The organism is Colwellia sp. SU-HH01172 (genome assembly GCF_057553355.1).
The window spans coordinates 1,056,018-1,073,515 of sequence record NZ_BAAJMB010000001.1 but is presented as its reverse complement, the minus strand read 5'-3'; the positions used below and the strand labels follow the sequence as shown (position 1 = coordinate 1,073,515).

19 protein-coding genes are annotated in these 17,498 nt (G+C 40.4%); 18 read left to right on the top strand and 1 reads right to left on the bottom strand.

Annotated features, from left to right (window positions below):
- Positions 1-213 precede the first annotated feature (213 nt).
- Positions 214-2,064 (top strand): EAL domain-containing protein, encoded by a 1,851-nt coding sequence (locus tag AC27JP_RS04710; RefSeq protein WP_487112546.1) that lies wholly within the window; start codon positions 214-216, stop codon positions 2,062-2,064.
- Here AC27JP_RS04710 and AC27JP_RS04705 read toward each other — a convergent pair.
- Positions 2,018-2,962: a 1-aminocyclopropane-1-carboxylate deaminase/D-cysteine desulfhydrase gene (locus tag AC27JP_RS04705; protein ID WP_487112544.1), complete on the bottom strand. Its 945-nt coding sequence runs from the start codon at positions 2,960-2,962 to the stop codon at positions 2,018-2,020. The genes AC27JP_RS04710 and AC27JP_RS04705 overlap by 47 nt on opposite strands.
- Positions 2,963-3,079: 117 nt before the next feature.
- On the opposite strand from AC27JP_RS04705, the gene AC27JP_RS04700 reads away from it, so the two are divergent.
- The 17 genes from AC27JP_RS04700 (at position 3,080) to AC27JP_RS04620 (ending at position 17,366) form a co-directional block, all read left to right on the top strand.
- Positions 3,080-3,988 (top strand): hypothetical protein, encoded by a 909-nt coding sequence (locus tag AC27JP_RS04700; protein WP_487112542.1) that lies wholly within the window; start codon positions 3,080-3,082, stop codon positions 3,986-3,988.
- Entirely contained in the window at positions 3,981-4,577 is a 597-nt protein-coding gene (locus AC27JP_RS04695; RefSeq protein WP_487112540.1) for a PilN domain-containing protein, read from the top strand. Before AC27JP_RS04700 ends, AC27JP_RS04695 begins: the two co-directional genes overlap by 8 nt.
- Positions 4,578-4,581: 4 nt before the next feature.
- Positions 4,582-5,295, top strand: a complete 714-nt coding sequence (locus AC27JP_RS04690; RefSeq protein ID WP_487112538.1) for a hypothetical protein — start codon at positions 4,582-4,584, stop codon at positions 5,293-5,295.
- Positions 5,288-5,602, top strand: coding sequence for a hypothetical protein (locus tag AC27JP_RS04685; RefSeq protein WP_487112536.1), 315 nt, complete (start codon positions 5,288-5,290; stop codon positions 5,600-5,602). The genes AC27JP_RS04690 and AC27JP_RS04685 overlap by 8 nt, the downstream gene beginning before the upstream one ends.
- Positions 5,603-5,616: 14 nt before the next feature.
- Complete coding sequence (gene mshL, locus AC27JP_RS04680) at positions 5,617-7,302, top strand: pilus (MSHA type) biogenesis protein MshL (protein ID WP_487112535.1); 1,686 nt, start codon at positions 5,617-5,619, stop codon at positions 7,300-7,302.
- A gap of 10 nt (positions 7,303-7,312) precedes the next feature.
- The gene (locus AC27JP_RS04675) at positions 7,313-8,221 is read left to right on the top strand and encodes an ExeA family protein (protein ID WP_487112533.1); all 909 of its coding nucleotides are present in this window, start codon (positions 7,313-7,315) and stop codon (positions 8,219-8,221) included.
- The gene (locus AC27JP_RS04670; protein ID WP_487112531.1) at positions 8,218-9,414 is read left to right on the top strand and encodes a tetratricopeptide repeat protein; all 1,197 of its coding nucleotides are present in this window, start codon (positions 8,218-8,220) and stop codon (positions 9,412-9,414) included. Before AC27JP_RS04675 ends, AC27JP_RS04670 begins: the two co-directional genes overlap by 4 nt.
- A gap of 1 nt (position 9,415) precedes the next feature.
- On the top strand, positions 9,416-11,131 hold the full coding sequence (locus tag AC27JP_RS04665; RefSeq protein WP_487112530.1) for a GspE/PulE family protein: 1,716 nt from the start codon (positions 9,416-9,418) through the stop codon (positions 11,129-11,131).
- Positions 11,132-11,142: 11 nt separating this feature from the next.
- A complete protein-coding gene (locus tag AC27JP_RS04660; RefSeq protein ID WP_487112528.1) occupies positions 11,143-12,381 on the top strand; it encodes a type II secretion system F family protein in 1,239 nt (412 codons plus the stop codon).
- A 21-nt stretch (positions 12,382-12,402) separates the two neighbouring features.
- The gene (locus AC27JP_RS04655; protein WP_487112526.1) at positions 12,403-12,915 is read left to right on the top strand and encodes a hypothetical protein; all 513 of its coding nucleotides are present in this window, start codon (positions 12,403-12,405) and stop codon (positions 12,913-12,915) included.
- Positions 12,916-13,066: 151 nt separating this feature from the next.
- On the top strand, positions 13,067-13,684 hold the full coding sequence (locus tag AC27JP_RS04650; RefSeq protein WP_487112524.1) for a prepilin-type N-terminal cleavage/methylation domain-containing protein: 618 nt from the start codon (positions 13,067-13,069) through the stop codon (positions 13,682-13,684).
- Between the two features lie 30 nt (positions 13,685-13,714).
- Positions 13,715-14,227, top strand: a complete 513-nt coding sequence (locus AC27JP_RS04645) for a type II secretion system protein (protein WP_487112522.1) — start codon at positions 13,715-13,717, stop codon at positions 14,225-14,227.
- A 200-nt stretch (positions 14,228-14,427) separates the two neighbouring features.
- Entirely contained in the window at positions 14,428-14,913 is a 486-nt protein-coding gene (locus AC27JP_RS04640) for a type II secretion system protein (RefSeq protein WP_487112520.1), read from the top strand.
- 43 nt (positions 14,914-14,956) lie between these two features.
- Entirely contained in the window at positions 14,957-15,466 is a 510-nt protein-coding gene (locus AC27JP_RS04635) for a prepilin-type N-terminal cleavage/methylation domain-containing protein (RefSeq protein WP_487112519.1), read from the top strand.
- Positions 15,456-16,061, top strand: coding sequence for a type IV pilus modification PilV family protein (locus AC27JP_RS04630; protein ID WP_487112517.1), 606 nt, complete (start codon positions 15,456-15,458; stop codon positions 16,059-16,061). Before AC27JP_RS04635 ends, AC27JP_RS04630 begins: the two co-directional genes overlap by 11 nt.
- A complete protein-coding gene (locus AC27JP_RS04625; RefSeq protein ID WP_487112515.1) occupies positions 16,061-16,906 on the top strand; it encodes a prepilin-type N-terminal cleavage/methylation domain-containing protein in 846 nt (281 codons plus the stop codon). The genes AC27JP_RS04630 and AC27JP_RS04625 overlap by 1 nt, the downstream gene beginning before the upstream one ends.
- Positions 16,896-17,366 carry an MSHA biogenesis protein MshP gene (locus tag AC27JP_RS04620; protein WP_487112513.1) on the top strand — a complete coding sequence of 157 codons (471 nt, stop codon included), beginning with the start codon at positions 16,896-16,898 and terminating at the stop codon, positions 17,364-17,366. Before AC27JP_RS04625 ends, AC27JP_RS04620 begins: the two co-directional genes overlap by 11 nt.
- Positions 17,367-17,498: the final 132 nt, after the last annotated feature.

The following is a 17,498-nucleotide window of genomic DNA, read 5'->3' as shown; positions in this document are numbered from 1 at the left end:
CGTTATGGCGTGAATGTATGATGCTTAATGTTCCTCATTCTGGCTTCATGGTACTAATACTTTAATACATTGCTGTGAAATGAGATGTTGTCTTGCGAGCTTTGTAAATATTTGACGATAAAAGTCTTAGGCATGCTATTTATCAACTACACTTGATGAAAATAGATAATGTTTATAGGGTTTAATTGGTGAAAATTCAGCAACGGAGTCTTAATGTCATCCGTAGTTAATGAGATAAAAAAAATAACACACCATAGCCTTATCAAGCTGTTTGTCGGCTTTCAGCTATTAGCTAGCATTGCTGTTGTCCTTGCTATTTATCAATATCAAAATAGCATTCATCAGCAAGTAGAGGCTAAGTTACTAACAGAAGAACAATTGTCGTCTTTCGCAACTAAGTCGTTATTTTTAGCTGGCAAAAATATTCAATTAGCACTGAAAAGAAATCCTTCTCGTCGACAATTAGTGCTCACCAATAGCCGCTGGTATTTGAGTTTTCAACACCCTATTGTTCTACTTTTCAGCTCGCCGCTTTATCTCGGTGCCAGTTTACTCTTGCTGATCGCATTCATAGTGACAAAAAAGAAATTATCCCGCATCCAGCAAAAGCAGTTGTCTGTAGTTGATACCCTTGAGAACTGGGCAAATTTGGCGATTATTCAAGGATACGCAAGCGCGATACAACAGCCCAAGTCAGCTGAAGAACACTCTGAAATAATTTCGGTTATTAAGCAGTTGCAACGGCAATTAAATGAGAGTGTCGCTAGTGATATTTCATCGGATCAGGACATTCGAGCCAGTGTTTTACTCGATCAAGAAACACGTATTGGTAATCGTGCTTTTTTTGATAACCGCCTCCAGGCTTTTTTAAAGGAAGAAGATGTTCAAGGTGCGGTGCTGTTAATTCAATTTAAAGAGCTTGAGCTTGTGCAAAGCCTGTACGGGCATCAGCAGGCAATATCATTATTATCAACACTTATTCAAGTGACGAAACAACGCTTACAAAGCCAAACAAATTACTTTCTTGCCCGTCGCAGTGATTTTGAACTTTCGGTGCTATTGCCTGGTGTATTTCTCCAGGAAGTGACGAAATTAACCGAGCGACTGTTAAAAAATCTGCAGTCAGTGGCACCGCCGGTTGGAATTAATCGTGAAGAATTTATCCATATTGGCATTAGTTATTTTGGCCATGACCAAGCACCGTATCAAATTATGTCAGAAGCCGACATGGCGCTACGTACGGCGCAGTTACAAGGGCCATCCCAATGGTTTATGTTTGAAGTTGGTGAGTTAGAACAGGTAAAAGCTAAAGGCTCGTTAAAGTGGCGAACTTTTTTAAATGCCGCTATTGCGAGTAATGCTTTTGTTATCTTCTTTCAGCCGGTTATTGCTTGTGATAATGCCAAGGTGTTGCACCATGAAGTGCTATCAAAAGTCAGGGATAAAGATGGTAGCCTAATTAGCGCGCGAGTTTTTTTACCTATGGCAGGTAAATGTGGACTGACGGTAAAAATCGATTTGCTAATTTTAGAGCAAGTTTGCCGGGTTTTAGCGTACGAAAAAGGGCAAAATGATGATTGTAGTATCAATATTTCCATAGATTCATTATTGTCGAGTGATTTTTGCGCTAATTTTGTCTCAACGCTGGCGCGCTTTCCTGAGGTGAAAGATCGACTAATCATTGAAATTAGTGAATATCAACTGGTTAATCATGTCGGCGAATTACAACCGATCCTTCAACGTTTAAGTGCTGATGGTGTGAAAATTGTTGCCGACAAAGTAGGTCAGTACGTTGTTAGTGCTCGCTATCTAAATATTTATCCAATATATGCCATGAAACTGCATCGCAGTATTGTGTTGGATATTGATAAAAAAGTGGAAAACCAAGTTTTTATTCAAAGTTTAAAAGCGTTGGCAGCGCCTCAAAACATCCCTATTTATGCTTTGGGAGTAGAGCAGCAGGCAGAATGGCGTACGTTATTACAACTTGGTGTTAAGGGCGGGCAAGGTCACTTCTTTACCGAACCGGTGGCACAGGTAGCGAAGGCCATTCATCTGCATTAAGTATTCCTCTTTCGTACATGCCAGCTAGGCCTTGTAAGCCTCCGGTATGTAATAACACGATATGATGTTTTGCTGGAAAATAACCTGACTCGATAAGATCTAATAAGGCCAAAATCATTTTCCCAGAATACACAGGTTCAAAATCGACAGCTGAAATTTGGTTGAACTCGCGTATTTTCTCTGCGTCTTGTCGACTAAATTTAGCGTAGCCGCCACAGTGATATTGATGAAAAATGGCCCAGTTGTTATATGACTTTGCCCTTGCTGGCAGTAAGTTTTTTACTTGCTTTTCTAGATAGTCTTGTTGCTTTAGCACTGAAACGCCGAGTAATTTGTGTTGCTCTTGATCGCCGAGAATGAGTCCAGCAAGTGTGCCACCACTGCCGACCGGAGTCATAATCGTATCAAATTCTGCTTGTTGGTCTAGTTCTTCAATGATTTCAGCAACACCTGTTAGTGCCAGGGTATTACTGCCACCTTCAGGCACGATAGTGTAATCAGGATATTGTTGCTGCAATTGTTGTAAATAATCTCTATCGTCACGCAGTCGATAGGTTTTACGGTCAACAAAAATCAGCTGCATACCCCAGTACTTAGCCCAGGCTAAGGTGTAGTTATTTTGGCTGCTTGCTTCACCGCGAATGATGCCAATCACAGGAATTTTCTGCTGATAACAAGCAAATGCTGTCGCGTGAATATGGTTAGAAAAGCAGCCACCAAAGGTTATTACGCCCTTGGCATTAGAACTTTTAACCTGACGTAAATTATATTTGAGTTTACGCCACTTATTGCCAGAAATAATATTGTCTATTTTATCATCACGTTTAACGGAGACCTGAAGCTTATTTTTTGCAAAGATTGGGTGATAAATTGGTTGTAGTTTTGATAACGCAGACATAAATATGGCATCTCAGAATAAGCTAAATAAAATGAAGTAATTAAAACACTTGCGTCGACATTAGAATCAGCGATAATGGTTTTATCTGGCACGTATATAAAATAATAATATCGCTTAATGTCAATTATTACACGTATCAAAAGTATTTTCTCTAAGCCAAAATCATCTGATTTCATTGGTATTGCTTTACGACAGCATTCAATCGCATTATTTGCCAAAAAAGCAACGGAAAATCAGTGTGATGCTGTTGAGGTTAAGGCCCAGTCTCTAACGAAAACTCTAGCAGATTTAGTCAATGATTTCTCATTGAAGGGACAGTGTCATCTGGTTTTGTCGAATACACATTCACAAATTGTCCAAGTCGATAGACCTAATGTTCCAGAGTCGGAAATTAGTGCAGCATTAAAATGGCAAATTAAAGACCTAGTTAACTTAGCGCCAGAAAATATGGTACTCGATTATTTTGATGGCCCAATGCTAGCTGGTGGCGTAGAGAAAATTAATGTTATTTGTGCGGCGAAAAATGACTTAGTCGAGCTCGTGACAACGTTAACCACAGACGATTTAGTCGTGGCCAGTATCACCACCGAAGAGTTTGCCTTTGCTAGTTTACTGCCCATTCAACAAGACGCGGTATTGTTTGTTTGTCAGCAACCAAATGAAGAAATAAACCTGTTAATTATTAAAAATGGTCAACTGTTTTTTAGTCGTCGTTTACGTGGCTTCGCGCAAATAGCCAATAAAAATGAAGATGAATTGGCGATGGGGGTGATAGATTCTTTAAGCTTAGAAATTCAACGTTCCACCGATTACTTCGAACGACAATTAAAGCAAGCACCGATAAAAACTATAGAAATATTAGTGCCAATAAATTCTGAAGCATTTCTTGCACGAAAGTTAGCTGAAAATACTAATGTAGAAGTTAAGTTGTTTACCATGCCGGCGAAGCTTGAAAATGAGCGCAAGAAAGCTGTTGCGATAGCAGCAACGCAGTTAAATTTTATGGAGCCTGAAAATAATGGCTAAATATTCCATCAACTTATTGCAAGCCGACTTACTTCCAGCGAAAGTTTTCTGGAGCTTAAACCGTGTCGCGAGCTTATGGTTAGCGATATTGGCGCTGATGTTACTGGCAATATTTATTGTTCAGCTACAGGTGAGCAACTTAAATGCAGAGTTTCAATCATTAAATTCGATTAATAGCAGTCAAAAAATGCAGCTACAAAATCTTGAATTGCAAGTGGCTAATAATCGAAAAGATGCACAATTATTGGCACAATTAAATACCATTAAACTCGTTATTGAAAATAAACAGCACTTGCATCAGCAGCTGACAGATCCGACACAAACCTATAGCGCTGGGTTTTCTACGGCCATGGCTGAATTAGCTGAATTACACAATAAAAATATAAGCTTGCAACGGGTTAATATTGGCAACGGCAATATGACATTTGCTGGTTTAGCGCGAACACCTGATGCGGTGCCCAACTGGTTGTCGGGTTTTGAATCATCAACATTTTTATCTGGTAAGCGGTTTATCAACTTCTCTTTGTCTGAAAATGAGCAGCATATAACGGAGTTTGTTGTTAGCTCTGCTGAAGTTAAGGGGGAATAGCAGGATGACGCAATGGCAGATATATAGCGAAAAGTTTAGTCAAACCTCTAAACGAGAGCAGTATTTGATTATTACGACAGGTTTAATTGCGATTGTTTTTATTTTATATAGCCTGTTTTTAGATGCGCCGTTACAACGGATAGCTAAATTAAATCAGCAAATATCGCAAACTCAGCTAAGTAATAAAAATAATAGCACGTCAATACAGCTGCTAGAACAAGCTATGCGTGAAGACCCTAATTTGGCGTTAAAACGAGAATTAACACAATATCAAGCAAAGTTAGGTGAAATTGATCAGCAGCTATTGCGCTTAACATCAGATTTGATTGACCCTATTCAAATGCGTTATGCCCTTATTAAGCTATTAAAACTACAAAAAGGCGTAAAGCTGCTCTCATTTGAAGTGCTTCCCGCACAAGCGGTAACGAAAGAAAAAGTTGCTAGCAGTGATGCAGAGAACAATAAAGTTGAGAGCCAGGTCGCAGTGGCTAATGCTAAACCGGCCGAGGCGAGCCAATTACGTTTGTATCGCCATGGCATCAAAATAAAATTGCAGGGGCAATACTTTCAGCTGAGAGAATATTTGACGCAGTTAGAAGGCTTATCTTGGAAGTTTTTCTGGCAAGAATTTGACTATCAATTAAAAGAATACCCAGTAAGTGAACTAGAAGTTGAGATATACAGTTTAAGTACCGCACAGGAGTTTATTGGTGTCTAAAATTTCACTAGTTTTGCTGATCTTAATGTTGCCACTCTACGTAAGTGCTCAGCAAGTTGATCCTACGCGACCGTTTGGTGCCGTGGCATCCGTTAATCATAGCGGTGAAAAAAAATCGCCGTTAGTTTTACAGTCAATCATTCAAAGTAGTGAGAGGAAAAAAGCGGTTATTAATGGTCAGGTATTAAATGTTGGTGATAGTTACAAAGGTTTTGAGTTAGTTGCCATTAACTCAAAAGGGGTGGTGTTGCATTCATCACAAGGTAAATTGGAATTGTCTTTATTTTCCGGTGTTATAGCGAATTAACAATGAAAAAAATAATGAAAAATAAAAAGCACCAAGTTCAGTTATTCTGTTGTTCTGCAGTATTAGCTTTGGTGGGTTGTCAATCAACCCCTAAACCGCCAACTGATGTAACCCAAGCGTTGGACAATGCTATTGCTGAAGCGAGCCAACCAGCACCAAAACCTTTGCAAAGTTTACCTAACTCTGTTCGACAAGAGTTGATGCAAAACGAGATTCGACAAGCCCGTAGCGGTTTATTGGCTGAAAAACGTTTACAAATAGCAGCCAGTGGCGTTGCAGCCGAACAGTTTTTTGCCGCTATTGTTGAAGACTCTCAATACAGTATCGCCGTACACCCAGATGTGTCAGGCGCAATTACCTTAAATTTAAAAGATGTGACTCTCGATGAAGCGTTAGAGGTTATTGAATCATTATACGGTTATGATATTCGTCGCCAAGGACGCGTGATTCAGGTTTATCCTGCCGGCATCCGTACAGAAACTATCCCATTAGATTATTTATATGTTAAACGTAGCGGTGTTTCTAGCACTAGCATAAATTCAGGTGGTGTTTCGGAAAACGATCCTAACAATTCAAATAGTAGTAACAGCAATAACAACAACCGAAACAACAATAATAATAACAACAGTAATAATAACGGTAACAATAATCAAAATGGCGGCAGCGGTATTAATATTTATACCGAGAATGAATCTGATTTTTGGACCGAATTGAAAGAAACATTAACGGCTTTAGTTGGTAGTGAAGGTGGCCGTTCGGTTATTGTCTCGCCTCAAGCTGGCTTAGTGACTATTCGCGCGCTACCCTCTGAAATTAATGCGGTGAAGAGCTTTGTCACTAAAACCCAAGAGCATTTGCGTCGTCAGGTGATCATTGAAGCGAAAATTATGGAAGTGACGCTAAATGATGATTATCAGCAAGGGGTAAAGTGGGACCAAGTGCTAGGTCATATTGAAAGTACAGATATCGGTTTTTCAACCTCAGGTAGCATTGCCGGCAACGCGATATCGTCAGTAATTGGTGGCACAACTAGCTTAAGTTTTCTTAACAAAGACTTTAGTGGTGTTATCGAATTATTGTCAACACAAGGCAATGTGCAAGTGCTTTCTAGTCCTCGAATTACCGCGACTAATAATCAAAAAGCCATCATTAAAGTTGGCGACGATGAATATTTTGTTACCGACGTTTCTAGTACCACCACCACAGGCACGTCAACGACAACAACACCTGAAGTTGATTTAACGCCATTTTTCTCCGGTATCGCTCTGGATGTAACGCCACAAATTGATGCGAACGGTGAAGTGATTTTACATGTTCATCCGTCTGTGACAATTACTGATGAGCAGACTAAAACTATTCGCTTAAGCGATGAAGACATTATCTTGCCGTTAGCTCAAAGTAGTGTTCGAGAGTCTGATACCATCATTCGGGCAAAGTCAGGTGAAATTGTGGTTATTGGTGGCTTAATTGAAACCCGTAAGGTCGATTTGGAATCAAAAACGCCGTTTCTTGGCGACGTACCATTTTTGGGCGAATTGTTTAAAAGCAAAAGTGAATCAGTACAAAAGAAAGAATTGGTGATTTTACTTAAGCCTATTGTTATTGGTCATGATACTTGGAAGAATCAATTACAAGATGCTCGTGCCCTTTTAAAGCAGTGGTTTCCTGAAGATTCGGATGCAAACGCAACTAGCAATTAAGTAGCACGCTATGTACCTGTATCATTTTGGCTTGCGAGAATTACCGTTTACGTTAACTCCGAACACCAATTTTTATTTAGGTCTTGAGCCTCATAATGAGGCTTTAGCTGTGTTAACTACGGCATTAAAAACTGGCGAAGGTTTTATTAAAGTTGTCGGGGAAGTCGGTACAGGCAAAACATTGATGTGTCGAAAGTTACTCAATGAAATTCCTGAACATTTTGTTACTGCCTATATTCCCAACCCTTATCTGAAGCCTGATGAATTGCGTCGTGCGGTCGCAGTCGAACTTGGCGTTAAGCAGGCACAGCGTATGTCAGTACAATTGCTCACTCAGCGCATTCAAACACGACTTTTAGAATTGCATAACCAAGGTCATTCTGTAGTACTGATTCTGGATGAAGCCCAAGCACTACCTGCTGAAAGTCTTGAAGCACTGCGACTATTTACTAATTTAGAAACTGAAACCCGTAAACTACTGCAAGTGGTGTTGTTTGCTCAACCTGAGCTTGATGAGCGATTAGCAGAAACTGGCTTTCGGCAATTGAAGCAGCGGATAACTTTTTCTTATAAGTTACGTTCGATGACAGTGCCTGAGGTTGAACATTATATCCAGCATCGATTACACGTTGCAGGTTATAAAGGCGCGAGTTTGTTTGGTCATGCGTTATCGAAAAAAATTGCTAAAGTCAGCAATGGTATCCCTAGGCTGGTGAATATACTTTGTCATAAAATGCTTATGCTTGGTTATGGCGAAGGCAGTTACCAGCTGACAAAAAAACATTTGTACAGTGCGATACAAGATACAGAAGGTATGGAAGGTTTAAAAACACGAAATACTTATTTAGCAAGTTTATTGTTTTTGCTGATGATTGTTGCTTTGTATTATATATGGAGTAATTTCGGAGCGGTATTATGAGTGTTATAAACCAGATGCTTAAGGATCTTGATAAGCGCCAGAACGAGCAGGTCGCCGGTAGCAATGTCGTGATGCCAGTAGCCGCGAAAAATTCCAATATTAAATTGGTCGCGATAATGATAATTGCCATTATTTTGCTTAATATCGCGGGGTTATTTGCCTGGCAACTATATTCTGAAAATCAAACCTTAAAATCACAAATACAACAACCTGTTGCCAGTGAAAGCCAAGCGAATATCAATGTAGAACATAGTACTGTTTCAACAGAAAAAGCACCATTGGTCGCCACTGAGGTGGAAAATAAATCCGCTACCAGAGAATTAGTGACGACATTAGAATCAACCGTGGTAGTAACGCCGAGTACCATGAAAGGAGAAAGTCAACAGCAAGTCAATAAGGCCCAAATAGCTGCAGATAATTCTACGACCAAACAAACAATTAGTGATGACAGTGAGCAGGAAAGTCACGTGGTCACTAAACACCTAGCAACTGCAAGCGAACAAAGTACGGCAGCAGTTAACCGTGTTGAAAAGCTATTAGTTAAAGCAAAACCCTCAAACATAAAGGCAGCAGATGTTACTGCGAGTCATAAACCTAGCTTAACAATTTCGCGTAGCCAATTATCACCCCAAGCTTTGGCAGAGAATAAAATTACTCAAGCCGAACAGGCGATGGAAATTAATGATCTGAACAAAGCCGAGTCGTTATTTGAGGAAGTGTTGCTGTTAATACCTGAGCACCAAACTGCAAGAAAGCAACTTGCGGCATTATGGTATGGTAAGAAAGCCTATCAAGATGCAATAAACCTGTTGTCACAAGGTATCGCATTAGCGCCACGGGCAGAAGAAATGCGCTTAATGAGTGCTCGAATATACTTTGAGCAAGGTGCTGCTATGCAAGCATTAAACGTGTTAAAACCGGTAAATGATAGTCAACAAGTTGAGTTGCAGGCGTTATTAGCCAGTATCGCCGCTGAGGCGAATGAGCATGATACAGCAATTGATGCCTATCGTAAGTTATTGTTGCTTGAGCCAAATGCAGGCCGTTGGTGGTTGGGGCTTGCGGTTTCATTGGATAGCCAAAGCCAGTTTAGTGCCGCCAGTAGCGCATATAGTCAAGCGATTGCAGCAGGTAATCTTTCAAATAACGCCATAAAATTTGCCCGTCAACGGGTATCAGAGCTAGGAGAATAATATGGCAGCACCTAAATTAAAAATGCGCCTAGGGGATCTTTTGGTCCATGAGCACATTATCAGTAACGAACAACTGATGCAGGCGCTAAACAGCCAAAAATCAACCGGACGAAAACTGGGTGATGCCCTTATTGAACTTGGTCATATTGGTGAGCGACAGTTACTTGAATTCCTGGCCCAGCAGCTTGATGTACCATTTTTAGATATAAGCCAACGCCGCATTCCAGCAGACATTGCTTTATTATTACCTGAGGTTCATGCCAGACGTTTACGCGCGTTAGTGATCGAAGATCAAGGTGATTCAGTGTTGATCGGCATGAGCGACCCTGCCGATTTAAGTGCTCTTGATCAACTTGAACAAATGTTGGCGCCTAAACGTTTGCAACTTGCGGTAGTGATGGAGTCACAATTATTTGAAGCATTTGATGGCCTATACCGCCGTACTGCTGATATTGAATCTTTCGCGAGCCAGCTGGAAGAAGAATATGATCAAAGTAGCGACTTTGATTTATCGAGTTCATTCCTAGAAGAAGGTGGTGATGCGACTGTTGGTAAATTGCTGCAATCTGTTTTTGCCGACGCAGTACAAATGCGTGCCTCCGATGTGCATATCGAACCCGATGAAAATACTTTGCGTATTCGTCAACGTATTGATGGTGTTTTACAAGAAAATATTCTCAAAGAAAACAAAATTGCTTCTGCCATGGTGCTGCGATTAAAACTGATGGCCGGTTTAGATATTTCTGAAAAACGTTTACCGCAAGATGGCCGCTTTAATTTACAAATAAATGGCCATAGCATTGATGTTCGTATGTCGACTATGCCAGTGCAACACGGTGAGTCTGTGGTAATGCGTTTGCTCGACCAATCAGCGGGACTCTTGTCGCTCGATGAAACTGGAATGCCAGCACACTTTGTTGAACGTGTCAGACATCAAATTTCTCGCCCTCACGGCATGGTGCTGGTTACCGGTCCAACTGGTAGTGGTAAAACCACGACCTTATATGCGGCGTTAAGTGAATTAAATAAAGCCAGTAAGAAAATTATTACGGTTGAAGATCCGGTCGAATATCGTTTACCTCGTATTAACCAAGTGCAAGTAAATAGCAAGATCGATCTGACTTTTTCCAGTGTTTTACGTACCGCATTACGACAAGATCCCGATATATTAATGGTCGGTGAGATGCGTGATCAAGAAACCGTCGAAATCGGCTTACGAGGTGCATTAACCGGTCATTTAGTTCTATCAACACTACACACCAATGACGCAATTACCAGTGCGCTGAGACTATTAGATATGGGCGCTGCCGGCTTTTTGGTGGGGAGTTCATTGCGCGCGATTATTGCCCAGCGTTTAGTACGTAAAGTGTGTGAAAGTTGTCGAAAAATTCATACCCCTGATCAGCAAGAACTGCTTTGGCTATCGCATTTGGTTGGTGATGACGTCAAAGGCGTTGAATTTAGCCAAGGCACCGGTTGTCAATCCTGCCAATACACAGGCTACAAAGGGCGGATAGGTGTTTTCGAATTATTAGAAATGAACGAGCCAATGATGGCAGCGTTAAAGCGTGATGACACCGAAGCATTTACTAAGCTAGCTAAACAACACCCCGACTTTAAACCGCTGGCTTTGGCTGCGTTTGATTATGCTAAGCTAGGAATAACAAGTGTCGAAGAAGTACTGCGCTTGGTTGAAACCGTAGACGTTACAGGATAGGTTAATAAATTATGCCCGCTTTTAATTATATTGGCCGAGATGCTAGTGGTAGCCAAGTAAAAGGTGCTATTGATGCTGCTAACTCTGCACTGGTTGCTGAGCAGTTGTCTCGTCAGCGTATAATTCCAATATCGATTGAAAGTGCAAAAAACAATGTTACGGGTAATAAATCTACTGACATTGATGTTAAAGACTTATTAGGTTTTAACCAAGTAACCTTAGATGATTTAATTGTTTTTTGTCGACAAATGTATGCCCTAATAAAGTCTGGCGTACCTATATTACGTGCCATCAATGGCATGGCCGAGTCGAGTACCTCGGTAAAACTGAAATCCGCATTAGTTGATATTGCCGCGCAGCTTGAAGGTGGTTTTCCGCTCTCAACCGCATTACATCAACACCCGAAATTATTTTCGCCTTTATTCATTTCTCTGGTTCATGTCGGTGAAAATACCGGTAATTTAGATGATGCATTTCTAAAACTTGCCAGTTACTTTGAGCGCGAGCAAGAAACTCGCAAGCGCATAAAAACAGCTTTACGCTATCCATCATTCGTGATGATCGCCATTGTTGCGGCTTTAGTCATTCTAAATATTTTTGTTATTCCAACATTCGCTAATATGTTTGCAAAATTAGGCGCGGACTTACCGTGGACTACGCAAATGCTTATTACTAGCTCGAACTTTTTCTTAAACTATTGGCCGCATATGTTAGTTGCTAGCGTCGCAGGCTTAGTTGCCTTACGTCATTATTTACGCACACCACGAGGTATGTATTTGTGGGACAAACGGAAATTAAAACTGCCGGTCGTTGGTGGTGTTATTGAACGTTCAGTACTTTCGCGATTCTCTCATAGCTTTTCAATTATATTGCGTGCTGGTGTACCGATGACATCTGGTCTTACTCTGGTTGCTGACGCGGTTGACAACACCTATATGCGCAAGAAAATTATTGCGATGCGCACCAGCATTGAAAGCGGTGAAAGTTTATTGCGTTCGGCTTCTACCAGCACATTGTTTACGCCTTTGGTTTTGCAGATGATCGCGGTAGGTGAAGAAACCGGTCGTGTTGATGAATTGCTAGAAGAGGTGGGTGATTACTACGAGCGAGAAGTTGATTATGAGCTGAGCACCTTAACTGCCCGTATTGAACCTATTATGATTGCCATTGTTGCGGTTATGGTTTTGGTTTTGGCACTCGGTATTTTCACACCAATGTGGGATATGATGTCAGCCTTTAAAGGTAACTAATATGCCAAATGGAATAGCGATATGACAGCACAACAAGTGGCAGATAAAACCGGGAAATCACTTAGTGAAAATTTGGTTGTTATTGTGCTTGTTGGCGTATTCATGGCAAGTTTTATTTTTTATTTTTTTAAACAAGAAGGTCAGTTAACAAGAGCAGGTTTTGAAAATGTTCGTAATGTATTTTCTGCTCGTGTTAATGCTATTCACGCCCAATGGTTTATGGATATGCAACCTCGCTTTGTCGAAATAGAGTCTAGCCTAGTACAGCCTAAGGGTGAAAAATTAAGAGTGTCGGTGAATAAGGCCGGTTGGGTTGATGTCGATAATGGTGGCTTAGTATGTCAAAAAATTTGGCACTTTGTCATGGAAACGCCACTAATGTTTATGAAGCAGCCAATCGCTGCTGTTTTGATAGAATCGCAAGGAAATCATGTTCTACGGTATTGCCAATATAGTCTGCCAAGTGGCGAATTTTTTACTTATCAAAGTGGCAAGGGAATTGTTGGAGCGTTCAACTTGGCACATAAGTTGTAGTGTTTTAATTCGGGGATATGTCAATTAAAGCGCTTGTCGTGTAAAGATTTGTTATAGAAACTGGATTTTACGCGAAATTATGACTAAGTGAGTGACTTTGCAGGCATTTCGTTGTTAGAATTAAATTATGAGCAAAAGTTAAGAGGTTGATATGAAAAAACAGTCAGGTTTTACCCTTATCGAATTAGTTATCGTTGTTGTTATTTTAGGTTTTTTAGCTGTAACCGCGATCCCTAAATTCCTCGATTTAACTGACCAAGCAAAACAAGCAAATATTGAAGGTATGGCTGGCGGCTTTGCTACGGCGATATCATTAGCACGTGCGCAATGGGAAGCGGAAGGGCGTCCAAAAGATACAAATGGCAGAAACTCGGTTAGTTATGATGGCACCGATTTAGTATTAACAACAGAAGCGACAGGCATTAGACCCGGTTATGTTGTCTCGTCAGCTGATGGACAAGATAATGGTGCAACACTAGGTGGCGGCTTTACCTCTGCAAACTGTATTGATATCTGGCAAAATATATTACAACAGCCACCGCGTGTGACTGATGCTATTGGCACATTAAATAGCGACGACACCATGGATTATTTCGCGTCAAAGTCAGGTACCGGTAGTACAACCGTTTGTCATTTCTATTTAAAAGAAACACTGAATAAGGACGGTAATAACGATTTTTCTAGTCCTGGTACTGATACCAGCACCGGAAATAGTTTTACTTATCAGCCAGCCGATAGCTCGGTTGTGGTTTACATTAATAATAATTAATTCTTGATTAATAATAAAAAGGTTCATGTTATGAAGAAGTTAGCAAATAATAGTTTTAGTCAGCAAAAAGGTTTCACCCTAATTGAGTTAGTGGTTGTTATTGTTATTTTAGGTATTTTAGCGGCAACTGCTGCACCTAAGTTTATTGATCTTACTGGCGATGCTAAAGCATCAGTTATTCAAGGTGTACAGGGCAGTGTTAATAGCGCAGTTAATATGGTGCATGCTAAAGCTTTAGTGAGCAATGAAACTGCCTCAACTGGCGAGGTTACTATTAACGGTCAGGTTTACGCCCTTGTTTATGGTTACCCAACTAGAGCCGGTGAAGGAACTCCAGCTGGTACTGCAGATAATGGCTGGGGAATTGACCAATTAATTGACTTGGAAAGTGGTACAGATATTACTTATGATTCAACAAGTGGTGATTTTGAGCACAGTGAAGGTGCTACCGCAGATAACTGTAAAGTCACCTATTCAAATGCAACAGCTTCTGGGGATGTAATTACGCCACCGACCGTAGTGCTTGATATTAGCAAGTGTTAGTGGATTGATGTTATTTATTATTTTTTAAGGAGGGCTTAGCTCTCCTTTTTTGTTTTAAATGCTTGATTGTTATATAAACTAAGTGTCGATAAATTTTTTATTTAGCGATATTATATTGATTCTCGATAGGACTTTAATTGCGTCTTTAGTTGTTATCATCTTTTAAGTTCTTAGTATTTTTTAAGTAAAGGTTAACTAGAATGAACGCCAAAGGATTTACCTTAATTGAGCTGATTGTTGTTATTGTTATACTTGGCATTTTGGCAGCAACGGCGGCACCTAAATTCATTAATTTGAAGGCTGATGCTCAAACTGCCGTGTTGCAAGGAGTGAAAGCGTCAATAGAAAGTGCTGCTGCCTTAGTGCATAGTAAATCTATTGTTGCAGGTAATCAGGGTGAAGCAGAAGCAAGCGTTACATTGAGTGATGGCGCTCTCGATATTGCTTATGGCTACCCTATTGCGCCGAGCCCATTTGATGCTAGCGGCCCTGATGATTATTGGCAAAGGCTAATTGATATCGACGGTGATGTTTTTGTTATTCGTGCGGCAACGGATGGAAAATTAATTTTTTATTCCAGTGATCAAGGTTCTATTTTTAGTTCAAATGCTGATTGTGTTGTGGTTTATGAACCACCTAATGGCGTTAATATCAGGCCAGAAGTTACCGTAAATGAATGTATTTAAGGCCATGTACATAACTTAGATTAAAGTGTGGAGTTATCCATAGATGATTGGATATTCAAATAAATTCGCTAATAGACAGCAATCAAAAGCACTAAATTCCAAACGAGCTGCGGGCTTTACCTTAGTGGAGTTAGTTATTGTTATTATCATCTTAGGTATCCTTTCTGTCACCGTTGCTCCCAAGTTCTTTTCTTCAAAAGGCTTTTCTGAATATGCTTATCGCGCCGATGTTATTGCAAAGCTGCGCTTGATTCAAACTCGTGCCATGCAGCAAGTCAATGTGCTGTGTCATCGGGTTAACATTACCGAAGATAAACTTGGCAAAGTAACCTGCGGTACGCTGTCTGAATTTTCCGATCAAAGCATACAAAGAGCGACAGTGGTTACGATTGAAAGTGGCGACAACGTGACATTTAGCCCGGTCGGGCTTACCTTTACTTTTGATCACCTAGGTCGACCTCAGGACTGCAATAACCCTTGTGACATAACCATTACTGGAGAACAGAGTTTAGTGGTTAGAATTGAAAATGAGGGCTATATTCATGCATTATAAAGGCTCCTCACATCAGCAATATTCACACGGTAAAGGCAAGCAAGTGGGCTTCACGCTTATTGAAACCATTGTTGGTATTGTGCTGTTATCGATTGTCTTTTCAATTTTTACAACCCTTATTTATCCTCTCTCCAAGCAAAGTGCTGAGCAAGTTCACCAGATAAGAGCGGCTGAATTGGGTCAGTCAATGATAAATGAAATTCTGGGTAAAGCATTTGATGAAAACTCAGATATGTCGGGTGGCTTGGTTCGTTGTGGTGACGATATCAACAAGGATGGCGAAATTAAAGCCGCTGATGGAGAGCAAGCCTGTTCTTTGGTTATGGCTAATGAAGAACTTGGTCAACGCGAACTCTATGACGATGTTGATGATTATCATGGCTTAACTGTTATTGAAAGTTCGTTGGGAGATAGTGACTCGTTAGAGAATATTTATACGGGCTTTCAAGTTAATGTTGATGTCATAAATGATAGTGATTACGACGGTGATAGTGATGGTGATGACAATAACTTTACCGCAAAACTTATTACCATAACCATAACCACCCCGCAGCAATTCGACTTTGTTTTCTCGGTTTATAAGGCAAACTTCTAATGCGGTTTTCTTTTAAAAAACAGCAAGGTTTTACATTAATCGAGTTAATTACCGTTATTGTCATCTTAGGTGTTATTGCAACTAGCATAACCACCTTTCTTCGTTACGGAGCACAAAGCTATACTGATGCGGCCGATCGTGAAGAGTTAATTTCAACCGCTCGTTTTGTTATTGAAAGGCTTAACCGTGAAGTACGGCATGCTTTGCCCAATAGTGCTCGAGAGCTTAATGGTAGTGGTAAGCAGTGTTTGGAGTTTACGCCAATCGCTCGTAGTGCCATCTATGTTGACATTCCTGTGGCACCAGAAGCCGCCAGTAACACGGTTACTTTAGCGCCATTTGCTAGTAGCCTTGTTACTAATAGTTCGCAGGTGAGTGTATATGCCCTCAACAGTGAAGATATTTATAATAATGCTAATGATGTTATCGCGAGTTTTGATCCGAGTGCCGCCATTTCACCGTTATTGACTGTTGACGATCTTGATGTCGACGACAATAATCCACCACCTACAGTGGTATTGACCTTGAATGCGGCAACACAGTTTCGTGCAGACTCTCCAACTAAGCGTTTGTATTTTATAGAAACGGCAGTGAGTTATTGCCTAGAAAACGGTAATTTATATCGGTATCAAAATTATGCCCGTTCTGCTCTTGATGATACGCCAATATTTGATACTAATAATCGAAGCTTAATGGCAGAACACCTTGAAAATACTACATTGCCATTTAGCGTGGTAGAAGCAACACTGCAACGAAATGCCTTGGTTTTAGTGCGACTAGAGTTTTTTCTAAATCTGGAAACAATTGTCTTTAATAATGAAATACAGGTGCCAAATGTCCCATGAGCATGCCGGTTATTTAGCGAATTTGCCTTGCAAAATGCAAAGCAATAGTAATAAACATCGAGGTAGCGCGCTAGTGATTGCCATTTTTGTTATTATCGTGATGTCTTTACTAGGAGCCGCGCTTGTTAATATGATGGCTTCTAGCCAAGAGAACGTTGCCTTTGAAGTTCTAGGAACAAGAGCTTACGCATCGGCCCAAACTGGTGCTCAATGGCAGTTGGCGCAATTATTTCCGGTTGGCTTAGCAAGTGCCACCTCTAGGACTTGTGCCGATGTCAGCCAAAATGCTCCAGCAATTGCTCACATACCTGGCTTGATTGGTTGTGAAGTTAAAGCACTTACATGTAATGATTTTCTCTTTGAAGATGTTCGCTATTATACCGTTACAAGCGTTGGCGAATGTCAGCTTGATAGTGAAGTCACTTCAAGGATTATTGAAGTAGAAGCTCGAAGTTTATAAGGTATTGTTGCTAACACCTTATTTACATTAATGTTTGTAGGCTGTTAGTTTTTTTTACAATTCAATAAAACACAATAATGATGATTGTTTAAGTTATTGTATTGCAAAGGTAAATTTATTTGGCATGTAGTT

Excerpts from the sequence above, each read along its gene's own strand:
- AC27JP_RS04655 (WP_487112526.1), top strand. The coding sequence starts at position 12,403 with ATGACAGCACAACAAGTGGCAGATAAAACCGGGAAATCACTTAGTGAA.
- AC27JP_RS04710 (WP_487112546.1), top strand. The coding sequence starts at position 214 with ATGTCATCCGTAGTTAATGAGATAAAAAAAATAACACACCATAGCCTT.
- AC27JP_RS04630 (WP_487112517.1), top strand. The coding sequence starts at position 15,456 with ATGCATTATAAAGGCTCCTCACATCAGCAATATTCACACGGTAAAGGC.
- AC27JP_RS04670 (WP_487112531.1), top strand. The coding sequence starts at position 8,218 with ATGAGTGTTATAAACCAGATGCTTAAGGATCTTGATAAGCGCCAGAAC.
- AC27JP_RS04645 (WP_487112522.1), top strand. The coding sequence starts at position 13,715 with ATGAAGAAGTTAGCAAATAATAGTTTTAGTCAGCAAAAAGGTTTCACC.
- AC27JP_RS04640 (WP_487112520.1), top strand. The coding sequence starts at position 14,428 with ATGAACGCCAAAGGATTTACCTTAATTGAGCTGATTGTTGTTATTGTT.
- AC27JP_RS04620 (WP_487112513.1), top strand. The coding sequence starts at position 16,896 with ATGTCCCATGAGCATGCCGGTTATTTAGCGAATTTGCCTTGCAAAATG.
- AC27JP_RS04675 (WP_487112533.1), top strand. The coding sequence starts at position 7,313 with ATGTACCTGTATCATTTTGGCTTGCGAGAATTACCGTTTACGTTAACT.
- AC27JP_RS04695 (WP_487112540.1), top strand. The coding sequence starts at position 3,981 with ATGGCTAAATATTCCATCAACTTATTGCAAGCCGACTTACTTCCAGCG.
- AC27JP_RS04700 (WP_487112542.1), top strand. The coding sequence starts at position 3,080 with ATGTCAATTATTACACGTATCAAAAGTATTTTCTCTAAGCCAAAATCA.
- AC27JP_RS04665 (WP_487112530.1), top strand. The coding sequence starts at position 9,416 with ATGGCAGCACCTAAATTAAAAATGCGCCTAGGGGATCTTTTGGTCCAT.
- AC27JP_RS04660 (WP_487112528.1), top strand. The coding sequence starts at position 11,143 with ATGCCCGCTTTTAATTATATTGGCCGAGATGCTAGTGGTAGCCAAGTA.
- AC27JP_RS04705 (WP_487112544.1), bottom strand. The coding sequence starts at position 2,962 with ATGTCTGCGTTATCAAAACTACAACCAATTTATCACCCAATCTTTGCA.
- AC27JP_RS04690 (WP_487112538.1), top strand. The coding sequence starts at position 4,582 with ATGACGCAATGGCAGATATATAGCGAAAAGTTTAGTCAAACCTCTAAA.
- mshL (WP_487112535.1), top strand. The coding sequence starts at position 5,617 with ATGAAAAATAAAAAGCACCAAGTTCAGTTATTCTGTTGTTCTGCAGTA.
- AC27JP_RS04625 (WP_487112515.1), top strand. The coding sequence starts at position 16,061 with ATGCGGTTTTCTTTTAAAAAACAGCAAGGTTTTACATTAATCGAGTTA.
- AC27JP_RS04650 (WP_487112524.1), top strand. The coding sequence starts at position 13,067 with ATGAAAAAACAGTCAGGTTTTACCCTTATCGAATTAGTTATCGTTGTT.
- AC27JP_RS04635 (WP_487112519.1), top strand. The coding sequence starts at position 14,957 with ATGATTGGATATTCAAATAAATTCGCTAATAGACAGCAATCAAAAGCA.